The sequence below is a fragment of the Nocardioides piscis genome (genome assembly GCF_011300215.1).
Lineage (GTDB): Bacteria > Actinomycetota > Actinomycetes > Propionibacteriales > Nocardioidaceae > Nocardioides > Nocardioides piscis.
In genome coordinates this window covers 3,287,824-3,305,762 of the sequence record NZ_CP049866.1, presented here as the reverse complement: position 1 = coordinate 3,305,762, position 17,939 = coordinate 3,287,824, and the positions used below count along the sequence as shown (strand labels likewise).

Here is a 17,939-nt window from a genome sequence, read left to right as displayed (position 1 = left end):
CAGCGATGGACAAGTTCCTCACAGTCGACGACCTCAAGGTGCACTTCCCGACGGTCGACGGCGTCGTCAAGGCCACCGACGGGCTCTCCTTCGGGCTCGAGCGGGGCCAGACCCTCGGCATCGTGGGGGAGTCGGGTTCTGGCAAGTCGGTCTCGAGCTCGGCGATCCTGGGGCTGCACCGGGGCACCAATGCCCAGGTCAGCGGCGAGATCCGGCTCGACGGCACCGACCTGCTGAAGATCACCGACGAGGAGATCCGGGCGATGCGCGGCAAGGAGGTCGCGATGATCTTCCAGGACCCGCTGTCGGCGATGCACCCCTACTACTCCGTGGGCAACCAGATCGCCGAGGCCTACCGCGTCCACAACGACGCCACCAAGAAGGCCACCCGCAAGCGGGTCATCGAGATGCTCGAGCTGGTCGGCATCCCGCAGCCTGACCGTCGGGTCGACGACTATCCCCACCAGTTCTCCGGTGGCATGCGTCAGCGCGCCATGATCGCCATGGCCCTGATCAACGACCCCAGCCTGGTGATCGCCGACGAGCCCACCACCGCCCTGGACGTGACGGTGCAGGCCCAGATCCTCGACCTTCTCCAGAAGCTCCAGCGCGAGTTCAACACCGCGATCATCATCATCACCCACGACCTGGGCGTCGTGGCCGAGATGGCCGACGACGTGCTGGTGATGTATGCCGGTCGAGCAGTGGAGTACGGCCCGACCAAGGAGATCCTCACCCACCCCGAGATGCCCTACACGTGGGGGCTGCTGTCCAGCGTGCCCAACCTGCTCGCCGACGTGAACGAGAAGCTGATTCCCATCCCGGGCGCCCCTCCGAGCCTGCTCAACCCACCTCCGGGCTGCGCCTTCCACCCGCGGTGCCTGCACCGCGACAAGGTGCCCGGAGACCTGTGCGAGACAGTCCTGCCGGAGCTGTTGCCAGGCGTGCGCGGTGAGGGCCACCTCAAGCGGTGCCACCTGACCAACCCCGACTCGATCTACCAGGAAGAGGTGGCCCGGTGACCCCGGCGACCGACGCTGTCCAGGCCGACACTCCCGAGGCGGCTTCGTCCGCCCCACTGCTCGAGGTCCGCGACCTGCAGATGTACTTCCCGGTGAAGTCGTCGGGGCTCATCCGCCGGACGGTGGGTCACGTCCAGGCTGTCGACGGTGTCAGCTTCCAGGTCCGTGCGGGCGACTCGCTGGGTCTCGTGGGGGAGTCCGGGTGCGGCAAGTCCACGACCGGACGCCTGATCACGCGCCTCGAGAAGCCCACTGCCGGGCAGATCAACTTCGAGGGCCGAGACATCGCCAACCTCGGCGCCCGCCAGCTCAAGCCGCTGCGTCGTGAGATCCAGATGATCTTCCAGGACCCCTACGGCTCGCTCAACCCCCGTCACACCGTCGGCACCATCGTCGGGACTCCGCTGGCCATCCACGACGTCGTGCCCAAGAAGCAGATCCTCGCGCGCGTGCAGGAGCTGCTGGAGATCGTGGGGCTCAACCCCGAGCACTACAACCGCTATCCCCACGAGTTCTCCGGCGGTCAGCGTCAGCGCATCGGGATCGCCCGGGCCCTGACTCTTCAGCCCAAGCTGCTGGTGGCCGACGAGCCGGTCTCGGCGCTCGACGTCTCCATCCAGGCCCAGGTCATCAACCTGCTCCAGGACATCCAGCGAGAGTTCAACATCGGCTATCTCTTCGTCGCCCACGACCTCGCGGTGGTCCGTCACTTCTGCCCGGAGATCGCGGTGATGTATCTCGGCAAGATCGTCGAGATCGGGGAGCGCGACCGGATCTACAACCACGCCAACCACCCCTACACGCAGGCGCTCCTCTCGGCGGTGCCGGACGTGAAGCAGGCGGCCATCGGCGGACGGCGCGAGCGCATCCAGCTCACCGGCGACGTCCCGAGCCCGATCAACCCTCCCTCCGGCTGCCGGTTCCGCACCCGCTGCCCGCTGGCCCAGGACATCTGCGCTGCGGTGGAGCCGCCGCTGATCCAGATCGGCAGGAAGCACAAGGTGGCCTGCCACTTCGCCGGCGAGCTCGGTCAGCACCCCGCAGAGCCGGTCACCGCGCCCCTGCTGGGCGTCGATCGCCACGGCGAGCGACTCTCGGACGCCAGCCCGGACGCCGACCTCGGCAGCGGTTCCGGCTACGGCGACACGTGGTACGACTTCCCGGGTCGACGGATGGTGCGCGGGGACGGGGCGTAGTTTCGTCTCCGTGGAAGCAGCGGCGGACGGACTCTTCGACCTGGGCGACCAGCGGCCGGAGGCGGGCGGCGGCTCGCTGTCGGCCGCGGCGCACCGCTCGGCTCCCCTCGCCGTACGCATGCGTCCGCGGACCCTCGACGAGCTCGTCGGCCAGGCACAGCTGCGCGCGGCGGGGTCGCCCCTGCGCCAGCTGATCGAGGGCGACAAGTCGATGTCGCTGCTGTTGTGGGGTCCGCCCGGCACCGGCAAGACCACCATCGCCTCGATCGTGAGCCAGCAGACGCAGCGCCGCTTCGTCGAGGTCTCGGCTGTCGCTGCCGGGGTCAAGGAGGTGCGGGCGGCCATCGATGCCGCCCGTTCGGAGCTCGCACGGGGTGGCAGCGAGACCGTGCTCTTCGTCGACGAGGTCCACCGGTTCAGCAAGGCCCAGCAGGACGCGCTGCTGCCGGGCGTGGAGAACCGCTGGGTGACCCTGGTGGCGGCCACGACCGAGAACCCGTTCTTCTCGGTGATCTCGCCCCTGTTGTCGCGCAGCCTGCTGCTCCGACTCGAGTCGCTGACCGATGACGACATCGTTGCCGTCGTCGAGCAGGCGCTGGTCGACGAGCGTGGCCTGGCCGGCCAGCTCGAGATCGACGAGGCCGCGCAGGCACATCTCGTCCGGTTGGCCGGTGGAGACGCCCGACGGGTGCTGACCTGCCTCGAGGCCGCTGCCGGGGCGGCGCGCTCCCAGGGGAACGCGGTGATCGACCTCGCCTGCGCCGAGGCCGCCGTCGACCAGGCGGCCGTGCGCTACGACCGCGAGGGCGACCAGCACTACGACGTGATCAGTGCCTTCATCAAGTCGATCCGTGGGTCCGACGCGGACGCCGCGCTGCACTACCTCGCGCGGATGATGGAGGCGGGGGAGGACCCCCGCTTCATCGCCCGACGGCTCGTGATCCTGGCCAGCGAGGACGTCGGGCTGGCCGACCCGACGGCGCTGACCACCGCCGTGGCCGCCGCGCAGGCGGTGCAGCTGATCGGGATGCCGGAGGCCCGACTCAACCTGGCCCAGGCGACCATCGCGCTCGCCGTGGCCCCGAAGTCGAACGCGGTGACGCTCGCGATCGACGCCGCGAGCGCGGACGTCCGCGCCGGCAGGATCGGCAACGTGCCGCCACACCTGCGCGACGGGCACTACGCAGGCGCGGCGAAGCTGGGCCACAACAAGGGCGCTCCCAAGCCCTACGTCTACAGCCACGACGAGCCCTTCGGGATCGCCGAGCAGCAGTACGCCCCCGACGTCGTCGAGGATGCGGCCTACTACCGCCCGACCTCCCTGGGCGCCGAGGCTGCGATCAAGGACCGCTGGGAGCGGGTCCGCAAGATCGTCCGCGGCACGGGTTCGTCGTGAGCTCGGCGCTGTGGGACCGGCAGGCGTCGTCGTTCGACGCCGAACCGGACCACGGTCTGGCCGACGCCGTCGTCCGGAGGGCGTGGCAAGACCTGCTCGTCGCCGCGATGCCACCTGCGCCGTCGCGAGTCGCCGACCTCGGCTGTGGGACCGGGACCTTGACGAGCCTGCTCACCGACGCGGGCTACACAGTGGACGGTCTTGACTTCTCGCCCGCGATGGTCGAGCGCGCACGCCTCAAGGTGCCTACAGCCACCTTCGTGGTGGGCGATGCCTCGAACCCGACGCTGCCGCCGCGGGCCTACGACGTGGTGCTCTGCCGCCACGTCCTGTGGGCCCTGGCCGATCCCGAGGCAGCGATGGCGAGGTGGGTGGAGCTCCTGGCACCAGACGGCGTGCTCGTCGTCGTCGAGGGCAGGTGGGGCACCGGTGCCGGGCTCACGGCAGCGGAGACAGAGCGGATCGTCCGCACGATCCGCAGCGAGGTCTCGGTCCGCCATCTGCCGGAGTCCGTCTACTGGGGCAAGCAGATCGACGACGAGCGCTATCTCCTCGTCAGTCGGGTGTGACGTCCCGGCACGAGCCACCACCCGGGCGCGTGGACCGGGTTATAGGGTTTCGCGGGTGAACGGCGAACAGGTGTGGCTCTGGGTGGCCGCAGGAGGCGCAGCAGCGCTGCTCCTGCTGGTCCTCGCCTGCGCGCTGCTGTGGCGGCGGGCCAGCCACCTCGCGACCCGGCTCGACGACCTCGAGGCCCGGCTCGGCGAGCAGCGTGTGCCGACGTCGACCGACGCCTCCGGCGCGCAGGAGGCGTCGCCATACGTCATCACGGGCCTGCCCGACGGCCGCGACCAGACCTCCTCCGAGGAGATCCACGTGGGCCGGATCGACGGCGCGCTGTTCGCCGACATCGTGGCGCGCGAGACCACGATCAAGGCCGCGGGCCTGGCGCACGGCCTGCGACGGGCGCTCTCGGCGCAGAGCAGGAACCGGATCCGCTTCGAGATGAGGCAGCAGGTCCGGCGCTCCCGCAAGCAGCGGCGGGCCGACCTCAAGACCGCCTTGCGCGACCTCCAGGCCAGGGAGGACGCCGCCTGATGGCACGATCGCTGTGGTTCGCGGCCGGAGCGGGGGCGGGTGTCTATGCGATGTCCCGTGCCCGACGGGCTGCTGAGGCATTGACCGCCGACGGGATGCGCGACCGGTTGAGCGGGCTCGGCACGGGTCTGCGGCTGTTCCGCGAAGAGGTGGCGGCGGGGCAGGCCGAGAAGGAGGTCGAGCTGCGACAACAGCTGGGCATGCTGCCCCCGGGCAGGCACCAACGTGAGCTGACAGCCGGCGAGACGGCATCCTCGAACAAGGAAGACACAGATGGACACCAGTGAGATCCGCCGCCGCTTCCTCGGGCACTTCGAGGCCGCGGGTCACACCGTGGTGCCGTCGGCGAGCGTGCTGGCCAGCGACCCCAACCTGCTCTTCGTGCCGGCCGGGATGGTGCCGTTCAAGCCCTACTTCCTCGGTCAGGAGACGCCGCCGTGGCCGCGCGCCACCAGCGTCCAGAAGTGTGTGCGCACCCCCGACATCGAGGACGTGGGCAGGACGACCCGCCACGGCACCTTCTTCGAGATGTGCGGGAACTTCTCCTTCGGCGACTACTTCAAGCAGCGCGCCATCGAGCTGGCCTGGGACCTCGTCACCAAGCCGCTCGACCAGGGCGGCTGGGGCCTGGAGGAGAGCCGGCTCTATCCCAGCGTCTATGTCGACGACCAGGAGGCCGTCGACCTGTGGAAGCAGGTCTCCGGCCTGCCCGACGACCGGATCGCGCGCCTGGGCAAGAGCGAGAACTACTGGTCGATGGGGGTCCCCGGCCCCGGCGGCCCGTGCTCGGAGATCCTCTATGACCGCGGTCCGGCCTATGGCGCCGACGGCGACTTCGGCGCCGAGGACCGCTACCTCGAGATCTGGAACCTCGTCTTCATGCAGGACGAGCTGAGCGCTGTGCGGTCCAAGGAGGACTTCGACATCGCCGGCTCGCTGCCCAAGAAGAACATCGACACCGGCATGGGCCTCGAACGCGTCGCGTTCCTGCTCCAGGGCCGGGAGAACATGTATGAGATCGACGTGATGTTCCCCGTCATCGAGCGCGCGATGGAGCTGTCCGGTCGCACGTATGGCGTCAACCATGACGACGACGTGAGGTTCCGGGTCGTCGCCGACCACGTCCGCAGCTCGATGATGCTGATCGGTGACGGCGTGACCCCGGGCAACGAGGGGCGCGGCTACGTCCTGCGGCGGCTGCTGCGCCGCGCCGTACGCTCCATGCGCCTGCTCGGCTTCGAGGACCCCGCGCTTCCCGAGCTGATGCCGGTCTCGCGCGACAAGATGGGGGAGACCTACTCCGACCTGGTCCGCGACTGGGATCGCATCGCCAGGGTGGCGTATGGCGAGGAGGAGACCTTCCGCAAGACGCTGCAGGCCGGCACGCAGATCTTCGACCTCGCCGCGGGTGACGTGAAGAGGTCGGGCGCGACCACGCTCGCCGGCGAGCAGGCGTTCGCGCTGCACGACACCTATGGCTTCCCGATCGACCTCACGCTGGAGATGGCAGCCGAGCAGGGGCTGGCCGTCGACGAGGAGGGCTTCCGCGGCCTGATGGCTGCCCAGCGTGAGCGGGCCAAGGCGGACGCGAAGGCGAAGAAGGGCCAGCACGCCGACACGACCGTCTATCGCGGGATCCTCGACGCGCACGGGCCGACGCAGTGGCTGGCCTACGAGACGCTGGAGACCGAGTCGAGGCCGTTGGCGCTGCTCTCGGGTGGCAGCGCGGCGCAGGTCCTGCGTGAGGGCGAGGTCGGTGAGATCGTCCTCGACCGCACCCCGTTCTATGCGGAGTCGGGTGGGCAGGCCGCGGACGCAGGCGTCCTCGACTTCGCCGGCGGCCGGGTCGAGGTGCTCGACGTCCAGCGCCCGATCAAGGGACTGGTCGTCCACCAGGTCCGCGTCACCGAGGGGGAGCTCTCGGCAGACGCCGACGTCTTCGCCAAGGTCGACCCGGGCTGGCGCACCGGCGCCCGCCAGGCCCACTCGGGCACCCACGTCGTCCACGCCGCCCTGCGCCAGGTGCTCGGGCCGAGCGCCCTGCAGTCGGGCTCCTACAACCGGCCCGGCTATCTGCGCCTCGACTTCGGCTGGACGCAGGCCCTGAGCCCAGCGCAGGTGCGGGAGATCGAGCAGGTCTCCCAGCAGGCGCTGCGCGCCGACCTGCCGGTCACCTGGGACTACATGAGCCTCGAGCAGGCCCGCGAGTGGGGCGCGATCGCGCTCTTCGGTGAGACCTATGACAACACCAAGGTGCGCGTCGTCGAGATCGGTGGCCCGTGGTCGCGCGAGCTGTGCGGCGGCACGCACGTCGACCACTCCTCGCAGATCGGCACCATCGTGGTGACCGGTGAGGCCAGCGTCGGCTCCGGCAACCGCCGGATCGAGGCGTTCACCGGCGTCGAGGGCTTCGACTACCTCGCTCGGGAGCGCGACGTGGTGTCCCAGCTGACGACGCTGCTCAAGACCCAGCCCGACGACCTCGTCGGCCGGGTCGGCGACCTCGTCGAGCGGCTCAAGGCCGTGGAGAAGGAGGTCGAGAAGGCGCGCGTGACCCAGCTCCTGGCAGGCGGAGCCGCCCTGGCCTCCGCGAGCGCCGACGTCAACGGCGTCGCTGTGGTCGTCCATCGCGCCGACGGTGCCGGTGGCGGCGACGTCCGCACGCTGGCCCTCGACGTCCGCAGCCGACTCGACGCTGCCCGGCCGGGTGTCGTGGTCGTCGCGGGCGTCCAGGACGGCAAGGTCTCGGTGGTGGCGGCGGTCAACGACGCGGGCCGCGAGCGCGGCGTCAGTGCCAACGAGCTGGTCCGCGCGATCGGCCAGCTCATCGGCGGCAAGGGCGGCGGCAAGGACGACGTCGCCCAGGGTGGCGGCAGCGACGCGACCCGCCTCGACGAGGCGCTCGCCCTGGTCAGCACCGACGTCGCGCGGATGGCCGGCTGAGGGATGCGCCACGGAACCCGCCTGGGCCTCGACCCGGGAGACGCCCGGATCGGGGTCGCGCGCAGCGACCCGTCCGGCGTCCTGGCGACCCCGCTCGAGACCGTGCGCCGCGGCCGGGGAGACGTCGCCCGGTTGCGTCGGCTGGTCACGGAGACCGAGGCGGTGGAGGTCGTGGTCGGCCTGCCCCGCTCGCTCTCCGGCGGGGAGGGTCCGTCGGCGCTCAAGGTGCGGGAGTTCGCCACGCTGCTGGCGCGGCAGATTGATCCCGTGCCGGTCAGGCTGTGTGATGAACGCCTGACCACGGTCTCGGCGGAGTCGATGCTCCGCGACCGCGGTCGCAAGGGAGCAGATCGGAGGTCGGTGGTCGACATGGCAGCCGCCGTACTCATCCTGCAGAACGCATTGGACACCGAACGCGCGAGTGGTCGCGCGCCTGGAGAGATGGTCGAGATCAGCGATGAGTGACAACACGGTCGACGACCGGGACTACGACGACGACTACTACGAGGGCGGTTCGCGTCGCCAGAAGCGCGGCTGGTCCGGCTGTCTGGCCGTGCTGATCGCCCTGGCAGTCCTCGCCGGTGGCGGCTTCTTCGCCGTGACCAAGGGCGTCGACTGGGTCAGTGACAAGTTCGACTCCGCCGAGGACTATCCGGGACCGGGGAGCGGCTCGGTGACCTTCGAGGTCAGCCCGGGTGATGCCACGGCCCAGATCGGCCGCAACCTCAAGGCCGAGGGGGTCGTCGCCTCCGTGCAGTCCTTCCTCGACGCTGCCGCGGCGGACCCCGACTCGACCGGCATCCAGGTCGGCTTCTATGAGCTGAAGAAGGAGATGGCCGCGAAGGACGCCCTCGCTGTCCTGCTCGACCCCAGCAACCAGGTCAAGGCCACGGTCACGGTGCCCGAGGGGCTGCGGGTCGAGGACACGATGGCACTGCTGGCCGAGAAGACCGAGTGGGGACTGGCCAAGTGGAACGCCGCCCTCAAGGACGGCGCCGCGCTGGGCCTGCCCGACTATGCCGAGGGCAACCCGGAGGGATACCTGTTCCCGGCGACCTACGAGATCGGCCCCAAGGACAAGCCCAAGGACATCCTGGCCGCCATGGTCGGTCGCTGGCGCCAGGCCGCCGACGAGGCAGGGTTGGAGGAGAAGGCTGCCGAGCTCGGCAAGACACCGGCGGAGCTGATGATCATCGCCTCGCTGGTCGAGGCCGAGGGCCGGGGCGACGACATGCCCAAGATCGCACGGGTCATCTACAACCGTCTCGACGGCCCGGGCGACAAGGGCGGGACGAACGGCCTGCTGCAGATCGACGCGAGCGTCAACTACGGCCTGGACCAGGAGCTCGGGGTCGCGCTGACCACTGAGCAGCTCCAGCAGGACACGCCCTACAACACCTACACGCGTCCCGGCCTGCCGCCGACCCCGATCGAGGCACCCGGCGATGCGGCGATCGCAGCAGCGGCCAACCCGGCGGACGGCGACTGGTACTACTACGTCACCGTCGACCTGGCGACCGGCGAGACCAAGTTCGCCGAGACCTACGACGAGTTCTTGACCTACAAGGACGAGTACACGGAGTACTGCACCACGTCTGACGCCTGCTGATGGCGGCCACGCACCACCGGTGCGGGGTGCTCGGCGACCCGATCGAGCACTCCCTCTCGCCCGTGCTGCACCGTGCGGGCTATGCGGCGCTCGGTCTCGACTGGGAGTTCGACGCCCACCGTGTCGTCTCCGAGGGGCTGGCCGACTTCCTGGGCTCACTGTCGGACGAGTGGGTCGGGCTGGCACTGACGATGCCGCTCAAGCGCGAGGCGGCTGGGCTCGTCCACGAGCTGTCGGGTCGTGCACGGCTGGCGGGTGCGGCCAACACGATCCTCCTGCGCGACGACGGCTCCTTGTTCGGGGACAACACCGACATCCCCGGCGCGGTCGCCGCGATCCGTGAGCGCACCACCGCACCCCTGTCCACCGCGGCGATCCTCGGGGGCGGAGCGACCGCGACCTCCATCGGGATCGCCCTGGCCGACCTGGGCGTGCGTTCGATCGAGGTCGCCGTCCGCTCGCCGGAGCGAGCCGCCGAGACGGTGGAGACCCTCCAGGCACATCCGGCGCGGCCCGAGGTGTCCCTCACCCGGCTCGACGAGGTCACCGATCTCCAGGTCGACCTCGTCGCCTCGACGATTCCCGCGCAGGCCCAGGACGACCGCCTCGTGTCTGCCTGCGGCGGAGCGGCGACGCTCTTCGAGATCGTCTATGACCCGTGGCCGACCCCGCTCGCCGCCTCCGCCGGTGATCGGGTGCTGGTCGGCGGGTTCGACCTGCTGCTCCACCAGGCGGCGGTGCAGTTCGAGCTCTTCACCGGTGCGGTCGCGCCGTTGGCCGTGATGCGGGCCGCGGGGGAGCGAGCCCTGACCGAGCGCAGCCGGGCATGAGTGCCCTCGGTGCCCTGGCCGCCGCGCTGCTGGCCGGCGCGCTCGCGACCCTGGTCCCTCGGCTGATCGCCTCGGTGCCCGAGCCCGCCGAGCCGGCCGAGGACAAGACGCCGTACGCCGAGATCGCCGCTGGTCGTGGCCTCGTCTGGCGCGCGGTGGTGACCTGCGCCGTGATCGGCGGCGTCGTCGGCGCCGTGATCGGGTTGGACGAGCCCCTGCTCTTCCTGGTCCCGCTGATCCCGGTCGGGTTCGCCCTGGCCCTGGTCGACTGGCGCACCCGCCTCCTGCCGACGCGGATCATCGCCCCGACCTATGCCGTCCTCGTCCCGCTCGTGGTGGTGGCCGCCGTCGCCAGCGGCGAGCCCGCTCTGGCGCTGCGCGCCGCCATCGGCTGGGCGGCGATGGGCGGCTTCTACCTGCTGCTGTGGCTCGTCTACCCCGCCGGCATGGGGTATGGCGACGTCCGGCTCAGCGGCATCCTCGGGATCGTCCTGGGCTACCTCGGCGTGGGATCACTCGCGCTCGGTGCCTGGTCGGCGTTCCTGCTGGGCGGTGTCGGCGGGATCGTGCTGGCTGCGGCCAAGCTGGTCGACCGCAGGAACAACCCCTTCGGGCCGTGGATGCTGATCGGGGCGCTGATCGGCATCGTCTTCGGACCCGCCTTCGGCGACTGGATGTGGGGGAGCACCGGCGGCTGACCGCGCCATCTCGTCGCCCGACGGCGGGCACGGGGCTCGCTAGCCCGCGTGAAAGACTGCGGCCATGCTGCGTTGGCTCACTGCGGGCGAGTCCCACGGCCCTTCCCTGGTCGCCATCCTCGAGGGGATGCCGGCCCACGTCCGGATCACCTCGGCCGACATCTCCGATGCGCTCGCGCGCCGGCGGCTGGGCTATGGCCGGGGTGCCCGGATGAAGTTCGAGGCCGACGAGGTCACCGTCATCGGCGGCGTCCGGCACGGCGAGACGATGGGCGGGCCGGTCGCGATCCAGATCGGCAACACCGAGTGGCCCAAGTGGGAGAAGGTGATGTCGGCCGACCCCGTCGACCCCGCCGAGCTCGACGCGCTCGCCCGCAACGCCGCCCTGACCCGGCCCCGCCCCGGCCACGCCGACCTGGCCGGCATGCAGAAATATGACTTCGACGAGGCGCGACCGATCCTCGAGCGCGCCTCGGCTCGTGAGACCGCCGCCCGGGTGGCGCTGGGCCGGGTCGCTTCCAACTTCCTCGAGCAGACCGTGGGCGCCCAGGTCGTCAGCCACGTCGTCGAGCTCGGAGGCGTCGCCGCACCGGCCGGCTCGGTGCCGGCGCCCGAGGACGTCGCCCACCTCGATGACGACCCGGTCCGCTGCCTGGACGCCGACGCGAGCAAGGCCATGGTCGAGCGCATCGACCAGGCACACAAGGACGGCGACACCCTCGGCGGTGTCGTCGAGGTCGTGGTCCACGGGCTGCCGCCCGGCCTGGGCTCGCACGTGCACTGGGACAGGCGGCTCGACTCCCGCCTGGCCGGGGCCCTGATGGGCATCCAGGCCATCAAGGGGGTCGAGGTCGGCGACGGCTTCGAGACCGCTCGGACGCCCGGGTCGCTCGCGCACGACGAGATCGTCTCCACCGCCGAGGGCCTGCGCCGCACGTCGGGTCGCTCCGGTGGCACCGAGGGCGGCATGACGACCGGCGAGATCCTCCGGGTGCGGGCCGCGATGAAGCCGATCGCGACCGTCCCGCGGGCCCTGCGGACCGTGGACGTCGCGACCGGCGAGGAGGCCGTGGCGCACCACCAGCGCTCCGACGTCTGCGCAGTGCCCGCGGCCGGCATCGTCGCCGAGGCGATGGTCGCGCTCGTGCTCGCCGAGGCCGTCGTGGAGAAGTTCGGCGGCGACTCGGTCGCCGAGACGCGACGCAATGCCGAGAGCTACCTCGACACGCTGCGCTTCCGATGACGACGCGTGGGATGAGGGGCGCCGCGTGAGTCCCCGGGTCGTGCTGATCGGCCCGATGGGGGCCGGCAAGACCACAGTCGCGCGCCTGCTCGCCGACTCGTGGGGCGTCACCGCACGCGACACCGACGACGACGTCGAGACCGCCGACGGTCGCGAGGTCTCCGAGATCTTCGTCGACTCCGGCGAGGCGCACTTCCGGGCCCTGGAGTCCGCGGCCGTCGCCGACGCGCTCGCCACCCACGACGGCGTGCTCTCGCTCGGCGGGGGAGCGGTCCTCGACCCCGAGACCCGGACCCTGCTCGAGGGCCACACCGTGGTCTTCCTCCGCGTCGGGCTCGCCGACGCCGTCAAGCGGGTGGGCCTCGGCATCGGCCGGCCGCTCCTGCTCGGCAACGTCCGGTCGCGCATCAAGGCCCTCCTCGACGAGCGAACCCCGATCTATGAGGCCGCGGCCACGCACGTGGTCGACACTGACGGCCGCACGCCCGACGAGGTGGCCGCCGAGGTCGTGGCCCGACTCGACGGGGCCGACATCGACGGAGGCGTGACGCCATGACCGACACCACCCTCCACGTGGGCGGCGCAGCGCCATACGACGTCATCGTCGGGCACGGCCTGGCCGGCCGGCTGCCCGAGGTCCTGGGCGAGTCCGTGCAGCGCGTCGCTGTGCTCTATGCCGGCGACCTGGGCGAGCTGGCCCAACCGATCGTCGACGGCCTGGTCGAGCACTACGACGTGCTGGCCCTGGGGCTGCCCGACGGTGAGCGCGCCAAGACCGCCCCCGTCGCCTCGGACTGCTGGGAGGCACTCGGCGAGGCCGGCTTCACCCGCTCCGACGCGGTGGTCACGGTCGGGGGCGGCGCCACCACCGACCTCGGTGGCTTCGTCGCCGCGACCTGGCTGCGCGGCGTGCGGGTGGTGCACGTGCCGACCACGGTGCTGGGCATGGTCGACGCGGCCGTGGGCGGCAAGACCGGTATCAACACCGGGGCCGGCAAGAACCTCGTCGGCGCCTTCCACGAGCCCGCAGGCGTCCTGTGCGACCTGTCGTTGCTGGCGACGCTGCCACGCGAGGAGTTCGTCGCCGGCCTGGGCGAGGTCATCAAGTGCGGATTCATCGCCGACCCGGTGATCCTCGACCTCGTCGAGGCCACCGACCCCGCAGACCTGACCGCCGACTCCGCCGTCACCCGCGAGCTGATCGAGCGCGCGATCCGGGTCAAGATCGGCGTCGTCGTCGACGACCTGCGCGAGACCGGCGGATCTGGCGGACACCCCGGCCGGGAGGTCCTCAACTACGGGCACACCCTGGCCCACGCGATCGAGCGGGCGAGCGGCTACTCGGTCCGGCACGGCGAGGCCGTGGCCATCGGCTCGGTGTATGTCGCTGAGCTGGCCGCCCGCGCAGGCTCCCTGACGCCCGGGCTGGTGGAGCGACACCGCGCCGCCTTCGGCCGGGTCGGGTTGCCGACGACCTATGCAGACACTTCCTTCGACGACCTCCACGCCGCGATGAAGGTCGACAAGAAGTCCCGCGGGAGCCAGCTGCGCTTCGTGGTGCTCGACGACATCGCCCGGCCGCGCATCCTGGCCGGACCCGACGAGGCCGACCTGCGCGCGGCCTATGACGCCCTGCAGGCCAGCGGGACCGGGGCGAGCCGATGACCACGGTGCTGGTGCTCAACGGACCCAACCTCGGTCGGCTCGGCAAGCGGCAGCCGGAGATCTATGGCACGACGACCCACGCCGAGCTGGTCGGCCTCTGCGTGCAGTGGGGCCACGAGCTCGGGCTCGACGTGCAGGTGAGGCAGACCAACCACGAGGGCAGGCTGCTCGACTGGCTCAACGAGGCGGCCGACTTCGCCGTGCCCGTCGTCCTGAACGCCGCGGCCTGGACCCACTACTCGCTGGCTCTCTTCGATGCCTGCGCCCAGCTCACCGCGCCCCTGGTCGAGGTGCACATCTCCGACCCCAAGGCACGCCCCGAGGAGTTCCGCCACACCTCGGTCGTCGAGCCGCACGCCCTGACCACCATCGCCGGCCGGGGCGTCGAGGGCTATCGCGACGCGCTGGCAGCACTGGCCGCCGCGCTGAGCTGATCGCGCGTGGCGGCGTCGGCGGGATAGAGCGCCTCGATCGCCAGCTCGGCGACCGTCACGTCACCGGGCGTCCCGAAGACCGTGGTCGTGGTCAGGAAGGACAGCTCGGCCTCGCCCGACCGGAACCGCACCGTGAGGACGATGTCGGGCGTCGTGTGGTGGCGTGGGGCGGGATGCTCGGCGAGCAGGGCCCCCAGGCGCGCGTCCCCGGTGGTGTCGAACTCGTGCTGGATCCTGCTCAGGATCCCGGCACGCCACTCGTCCAGGTTGAGGATCTTCGATCCCAGTCCTCGTGGGTCGAGCGAGAGCCGCACGACGTTGATCGGTGGTTCGAGGAGGTCTGCGGGCACGTCCGCCAGCAGGCGGTATGCCGCCTCGTTGGCCGCCACCAGGTCCCAGCCGCCGTCGATGACCAGCGCCGGGTAGGGCTCGTGGCCCGCCAGGATGAGCTCGAGCGCCTCGTTCACCCGGGCCAGGGCGGGGGAGGCGAGAGGCAGCTCCGTGGTCTGTGGGACGAAGCCGGCGGCGGTGTAGAGCCGGCGCTGCTCCCGGAGCGGGACGGCCAGTGCGTCGCTGAGCTGGCCGATCATGTCGGGGCTCGGCTGGGCCTTCCCCGTCTCGAGGCACGACAGGTGACGGGTGGAGACGCCGCAGCGCTCCGAGAGCGCCTGCTGGGAGAGCCGGCGGCGCTGGCGCCACTGCCGGATGAGTCCGCCCACGTCGTCCCTGCTGGTGCCCGCCTCAGCCGTCATGTGGTGAAGCATCTCAGCCACGCCGCGCCAACCAGACCTGACAGGCGGCGAAGGCAGCGACCAGCGCCGCCTGCAGGACGAGCCAGGCTCGCCCCGGGGTGGCGAGCTCCCCGAGCAGTGCGTAGTCGAGGCTGGCCAGGACCCACCCGAAGTTGAGGATCCCCAGGGCCAGGACCCAGCTGCGGGGGATCGGTCGGCGGGTGGCCAGCCAGGCCACGCTCCCACCGACGGCGAGCAGGAAGACGCCGGCTCCGCGCACGAGCGGCTCCGGCGCGCCGAACCAGTCAGCGAGCCAGCCGCCCGCAACAACGTAGGCGACACCGTTGACGGAGGTCGCCACGGCATCGAGGAGGAGGAAGGAACCGGCGAGCGGGTGCACCAGCCCCCTGGGGCGTCGGGCGGTGGGAGTGTCGGTTTGTGTCGTCGTCATGGCCCCAGCGTCACCGGACGTGGGGTCCAGGGTCCATGACCTGTGAGGTCATGGAGAGCAGGGGACACCCGTATGCCACGCCGAAGCACGATGGTCGTGGCGATCCGGCGCTGCCAGCGCCACAATCTTGCTCATGATGGGCTATGCGGTCCGGGTGCTCCTGGCCTCGATCCTGGCTGGACTGATCTGCGTGGGAATCGTCTCGCGGCTCGCGATGCTGCTGTTGGCTCGACTCAACCCGATGGCTGACGGGGTCGTGAGCGATGACGGCTTCGTGATGGGGCAGTTCACCGTCTCGGGCTCGCTCAACCTGTTCCTGCTCGGCGGCACGTTGATCGCCGTCGTTGGGGCGCTCACCTACTTCGTCGTCCGACCATTGCTCTTCGGCCCGGTGTGGTTCCAGTGGTTCTCCCTGTCGTTGCCGCCCGGGGTGGTGGCCGGCGCCGTGGCCGTCCACACCGGTGGAGTGGACTTCCAGCTGCTGGAGCCCTTGTGGCTGGCGGTGTCGCTGTTCGTCGCCGTCCCCGCACTGTTCGGTCCGATGGTCCATGCGCTGATGCTGCGGACCGGCCGCCGGGCCCCCGGATCACGAGCGGTCGCGGCCCATCCGGGGGTCGCGTGGGTCGTGCGGGCCGGGTTCTGCGCTCTGGTGCTCTACGCCGTCGTCGACCTCGTCAACGACGTGAGGGTGCTGGCCTGAGGTCGTCCGTTCGGGCCGCCGGGGCATGCGCATATAGACTTGGCGGCCGTCGCCCGCCGTCGCGGGTCCGACGCCTGCACCCTGACAACGAAGAGGTTCTCCCGCGCATGGCAACCACCAACGACCTCAAGAACGGCATGGTCCTCAACATCGAGGGACAGCTCTGGGCCGTCATCGAGTTCCAGCACGTCAAGCCCGGCAAGGGCCCGGCCTTCGTGCGGACCAAGCTCAAGAACGTCGAGTCCAACAAGACGGTCGACAAGACGTTCAACGCCGGCACCAAGGTCGAGACGGCCAACGTCGACAAGCGGACGATGCAATACCTCTACAACGACGGCAACTCCTACGTCTTCATGGACACCACCACGTTCGACCAGCTGGAGATCGCACCGGAGATCGTCGGGGACGTCAAGAACTTCCTCCTCGAGAACCAGGACGCCATCGTCGCCACCAATGAGGGAAGGGTGCTCTTCGTCGAGCTGCCTGCCTCGGTGGAGCTGCTGATCAGCCACACCGACCCCGGCCTCCAGGGCGACCGCTCCACCGGTGGCACCAAGCCCGCCACCCTCGAGACCGGTCACGAGATCCAGGTGCCGCTCTTCATCACCACCGGCGAGAAGGTCAAGGTCGACACCCGCGACTCGTCCTACCTCGGCCGCGTCAAGGGCTGAGAAGTGTCTGCTCGCGGCAAGGCCCGCAAGCGCGCACTCGACATCCTCTACTCCGCAGACATGCGGGGCGAGCAGCTCCTCGATGCCCTGGACCGGGTCGTCGAGGCGGGCGACGGACCGACCAACGACTACACCGCAGTCCTGGTCCGCGGCGTCGCTGAGCACGCATCCCGGATCGACGAGCTGCTGTCGACATACAGCGAGGGCTGGACCCTGTCGCGCATGCCGGCCGTCGACCGCAACGTGCTGCGGCTGGGCGTCTACGAGCTGATGTATGCCGACGACGTCCCCGACGCGGTGGCCGTCAGCGAGGCGATCGCGCTGGTCCGCGACCTGTCCACCGACGAGTCACCGACGTTCGTCAACGGCGTCCTGGGTGCGATAGTCAAGGGCAAGCCCGCCACCGCCTGACCCGGCGTGATTGGGTGTGGCCATGGGAGACGTCAAGGACAAGGCCCGCGAGGCCCACCAGAGCGACTGGCTCGACCACGCCGTACGCGCCGGGCTCGTCGCCTACGGCATCGTCCACCTGATGCTGGCCTGGCTGGCGGTCCAGCTGGCGGTCGGCGAGAAGTCCGAGAGCGCGTCCAACAGCGGCGCTCTGCACGCCCTGGCGGAGCAGCCGTTGGGCGGCGTGCTGATCTGGGCGGTCGCGGTCGGGATGATGCTGCTGGTGCTCTGGCGCCTGCTGGAGTTCGCCCTGGGTCACCGGGAGGTCAGCGACGACAAGAAGCGTTGGCGCAAGCGGCTGGGATCCCTGGCCAAGGCCGTCATCTATGGCGCCGTCGCCTGGGCCGCCATCAAGACCGCCCTCGGCGACGGGTCCAAGGGCGGCACCGACTCCACCACCGCAAAGCTGATGGGCCTGCCGGGCGGGCAGTTCATCGTGATGGCCGTCGGCCTGGGCGTCATCGTCTATGGCGGCTCGCTGATCGTTCGCGGCTGGACCGAGAAGTTCCGCGAGCACCTGGACGCCCAGGGCCAGTCCGGCAAGGACGGCTCGGCCTACGTCACGTTCGGCAAGGCCGGCTACATCGCCAAGGGAGTCGCGATCATCCTGGTCGGCGGACTCTTCGCCTACGCCGGATTCACCCATGAGGCCAAGAAGTCCGGCGGGCTCGACGTGGCGCTGCACAACGTCCTCGAGCAGCCCTTCGGCCCGGTGCTCCTGATCGTCATCGCCCTCGGGATCGCGTGCTACGGACTGTTCTGCTTCGCCCGGGCCAAGCACCTCGACCGCTGAGGGAGCCCC

At 70.6% G+C, this 17,939-nt stretch carries 21 protein-coding genes; 19 read left to right on the top strand and 2 right to left on the bottom strand.

The features are described 5' to 3' along the window. Positions 1-5: 5 nt before the first annotated feature. The 15 genes from G7071_RS16235 (at position 6) to G7071_RS16165 (ending at position 14,134) form a co-directional block, all read left to right on the top strand. Positions 6-1,022, top strand: a complete 1,017-nt coding sequence (locus G7071_RS16235; RefSeq protein ID WP_166320433.1) for an ABC transporter ATP-binding protein — start codon at positions 6-8, stop codon at positions 1,020-1,022. Continuing rightward, positions 1,019-2,218, top strand: a complete 1,200-nt coding sequence (locus G7071_RS16230; RefSeq protein ID WP_166320432.1) for an ABC transporter ATP-binding protein — start codon at positions 1,019-1,021, stop codon at positions 2,216-2,218. The genes G7071_RS16235 and G7071_RS16230 overlap by 4 nt, the downstream gene beginning before the upstream one ends. Before the next feature lie 10 nt (positions 2,219-2,228). Next, positions 2,229-3,614, top strand: a complete 1,386-nt coding sequence (locus G7071_RS16225) for a replication-associated recombination protein A (RefSeq protein ID WP_246210080.1) — start codon at positions 2,229-2,231, stop codon at positions 3,612-3,614. Beyond that, positions 3,611-4,183 carry a class I SAM-dependent methyltransferase gene (locus G7071_RS16220; protein ID WP_166320431.1) on the top strand — a complete coding sequence of 191 codons (573 nt, stop codon included), beginning with the start codon at positions 3,611-3,613 and terminating at the stop codon, positions 4,181-4,183. The genes G7071_RS16225 and G7071_RS16220 overlap by 4 nt, the downstream gene beginning before the upstream one ends. A 55-nt stretch (positions 4,184-4,238) precedes the next feature. Continuing rightward, positions 4,239-4,712 (top strand): hypothetical protein, encoded by a 474-nt coding sequence (locus tag G7071_RS16215; RefSeq protein ID WP_166320430.1) that lies wholly within the window; start codon positions 4,239-4,241, stop codon positions 4,710-4,712. Beyond that, a complete protein-coding gene (locus G7071_RS16210) occupies positions 4,712-4,999 on the top strand; it encodes a DUF6167 family protein (RefSeq protein ID WP_166320429.1) in 288 nt (95 codons plus the stop codon). The genes G7071_RS16215 and G7071_RS16210 overlap by 1 nt, the downstream gene beginning before the upstream one ends. Beyond that, positions 4,986-7,655 (top strand): alanine--tRNA ligase, encoded by a 2,670-nt coding sequence (gene alaS, locus G7071_RS16205; RefSeq protein WP_166320428.1) that lies wholly within the window; start codon positions 4,986-4,988, stop codon positions 7,653-7,655. Before G7071_RS16210 ends, alaS begins: the two co-directional genes overlap by 14 nt. 3 nt (positions 7,656-7,658) lie before the next feature. Further along, a complete protein-coding gene (ruvX, locus tag G7071_RS16200; protein WP_166320427.1) occupies positions 7,659-8,120 on the top strand; it encodes a Holliday junction resolvase RuvX in 462 nt (153 codons plus the stop codon). Then, a complete protein-coding gene (gene mltG, locus G7071_RS16195; protein ID WP_166320426.1) occupies positions 8,113-9,264 on the top strand; it encodes an endolytic transglycosylase MltG in 1,152 nt (383 codons plus the stop codon). Before ruvX ends, mltG begins: the two co-directional genes overlap by 8 nt. Then, positions 9,264-10,094, top strand: coding sequence for a shikimate dehydrogenase (locus tag G7071_RS16190; protein WP_166320425.1), 831 nt, complete (start codon positions 9,264-9,266; stop codon positions 10,092-10,094). The genes mltG and G7071_RS16190 overlap by 1 nt, the downstream gene beginning before the upstream one ends. Further along, complete coding sequence (locus tag G7071_RS16185) at positions 10,091-10,792, top strand: prepilin peptidase (RefSeq protein WP_166320424.1); 702 nt, start codon at positions 10,091-10,093, stop codon at positions 10,790-10,792. The genes G7071_RS16190 and G7071_RS16185 overlap by 4 nt, the downstream gene beginning before the upstream one ends. 64 nt (positions 10,793-10,856) lie before the next feature. Then, complete coding sequence (gene aroC / locus G7071_RS16180; protein WP_206062833.1) at positions 10,857-12,035, top strand: chorismate synthase; 1,179 nt, start codon at positions 10,857-10,859, stop codon at positions 12,033-12,035. A gap of 25 nt (positions 12,036-12,060) precedes the next feature. Then, a complete protein-coding gene (locus G7071_RS16175; protein WP_166320423.1) occupies positions 12,061-12,591 on the top strand; it encodes a shikimate kinase in 531 nt (176 codons plus the stop codon). Further along, positions 12,588-13,700 carry a 3-dehydroquinate synthase gene (gene aroB, locus G7071_RS16170; RefSeq protein ID WP_166320422.1) on the top strand — a complete coding sequence of 371 codons (1,113 nt, stop codon included), beginning with the start codon at positions 12,588-12,590 and terminating at the stop codon, positions 13,698-13,700. Before G7071_RS16175 ends, aroB begins: the two co-directional genes overlap by 4 nt. Beyond that, positions 13,697-14,134, top strand: coding sequence for a type II 3-dehydroquinate dehydratase (locus tag G7071_RS16165; protein WP_166320421.1), 438 nt, complete (start codon positions 13,697-13,699; stop codon positions 14,132-14,134). The genes aroB and G7071_RS16165 overlap by 4 nt, the downstream gene beginning before the upstream one ends. Here the strand turns inward: G7071_RS16165 and G7071_RS16160 are convergent. Both G7071_RS16160 and G7071_RS16155 read right to left on the bottom strand, forming a co-directional pair. After that, on the bottom strand, positions 14,092-14,886 hold the full coding sequence (locus tag G7071_RS16160; RefSeq protein ID WP_166320420.1) for a helix-turn-helix domain-containing protein: 795 nt from the start codon (positions 14,884-14,886) through the stop codon (positions 14,092-14,094). The two genes, G7071_RS16165 and G7071_RS16160, sit on opposite strands and share 43 nt — an antisense overlap. 13 nt (positions 14,887-14,899) lie before the next feature. Further along, the gene (locus G7071_RS16155) at positions 14,900-15,316 is read right to left on the bottom strand and encodes a hypothetical protein (protein ID WP_166320419.1); all 417 of its coding nucleotides are present in this window, start codon (positions 15,314-15,316) and stop codon (positions 14,900-14,902) included. 133 nt (positions 15,317-15,449) lie between these two features. Between G7071_RS16155 and G7071_RS16150 the strand changes: the two genes are divergently transcribed. From G7071_RS16150 to G7071_RS16135, 4 genes are all read left to right on the top strand, one after another. Then, positions 15,450-16,016 (top strand): hypothetical protein, encoded by a 567-nt coding sequence (locus G7071_RS16150; RefSeq protein WP_166320418.1) that lies wholly within the window; start codon positions 15,450-15,452, stop codon positions 16,014-16,016. 107 nt (positions 16,017-16,123) lie between these two features. Then, positions 16,124-16,687 (top strand): elongation factor P, encoded by a 564-nt coding sequence (gene efp / locus G7071_RS16145; RefSeq protein ID WP_166320417.1) that lies wholly within the window; start codon positions 16,124-16,126, stop codon positions 16,685-16,687. 3 nt (positions 16,688-16,690) lie between these two features. Continuing rightward, complete coding sequence (gene nusB, locus G7071_RS16140; RefSeq protein WP_166320416.1) at positions 16,691-17,098, top strand: transcription antitermination factor NusB; 408 nt, start codon at positions 16,691-16,693, stop codon at positions 17,096-17,098. Between the two features lie 22 nt (positions 17,099-17,120). Further along, complete coding sequence (locus G7071_RS16135; protein WP_166320415.1) at positions 17,121-17,930, top strand: DUF1206 domain-containing protein; 810 nt, start codon at positions 17,121-17,123, stop codon at positions 17,928-17,930. Positions 17,931-17,939: the final 9 nt, after the last annotated feature.

Excerpts from the sequence above, each read along its gene's own strand:
- G7071_RS16235 (WP_166320433.1), top strand. The coding sequence starts at position 6 with ATGGACAAGTTCCTCACAGTCGACGACCTCAAGGTGCACTTCCCGACG.
- G7071_RS16210 (WP_166320429.1), top strand. The coding sequence starts at position 4,712 with ATGGCACGATCGCTGTGGTTCGCGGCCGGAGCGGGGGCGGGTGTCTAT.
- alaS (WP_166320428.1), top strand. The coding sequence starts at position 4,986 with ATGGACACCAGTGAGATCCGCCGCCGCTTCCTCGGGCACTTCGAGGCC.
- ruvX (WP_166320427.1), top strand. The coding sequence starts at position 7,659 with ATGCGCCACGGAACCCGCCTGGGCCTCGACCCGGGAGACGCCCGGATC.
- mltG (WP_166320426.1), top strand. The coding sequence starts at position 8,113 with ATGAGTGACAACACGGTCGACGACCGGGACTACGACGACGACTACTAC.
- G7071_RS16190 (WP_166320425.1), top strand. The coding sequence starts at position 9,264 with ATGGCGGCCACGCACCACCGGTGCGGGGTGCTCGGCGACCCGATCGAG.
- G7071_RS16185 (WP_166320424.1), top strand. The coding sequence starts at position 10,091 with ATGAGTGCCCTCGGTGCCCTGGCCGCCGCGCTGCTGGCCGGCGCGCTC.
- aroC (WP_206062833.1), top strand. The coding sequence starts at position 10,857 with ATGCTGCGTTGGCTCACTGCGGGCGAGTCCCACGGCCCTTCCCTGGTC.
- aroB (WP_166320422.1), top strand. The coding sequence starts at position 12,588 with ATGACCGACACCACCCTCCACGTGGGCGGCGCAGCGCCATACGACGTC.
- G7071_RS16165 (WP_166320421.1), top strand. The coding sequence starts at position 13,697 with ATGACCACGGTGCTGGTGCTCAACGGACCCAACCTCGGTCGGCTCGGC.
- G7071_RS16160 (WP_166320420.1), bottom strand. The coding sequence starts at position 14,886 with ATGACGGCTGAGGCGGGCACCAGCAGGGACGACGTGGGCGGACTCATC.
- G7071_RS16155 (WP_166320419.1), bottom strand. The coding sequence starts at position 15,316 with ATGACGACGACACAAACCGACACTCCCACCGCCCGACGCCCCAGGGGG.
- G7071_RS16150 (WP_166320418.1), top strand. The coding sequence starts at position 15,450 with ATGATGGGCTATGCGGTCCGGGTGCTCCTGGCCTCGATCCTGGCTGGA.
- efp (WP_166320417.1), top strand. The coding sequence starts at position 16,124 with ATGGCAACCACCAACGACCTCAAGAACGGCATGGTCCTCAACATCGAG.
- G7071_RS16135 (WP_166320415.1), top strand. The coding sequence starts at position 17,121 with ATGGGAGACGTCAAGGACAAGGCCCGCGAGGCCCACCAGAGCGACTGG.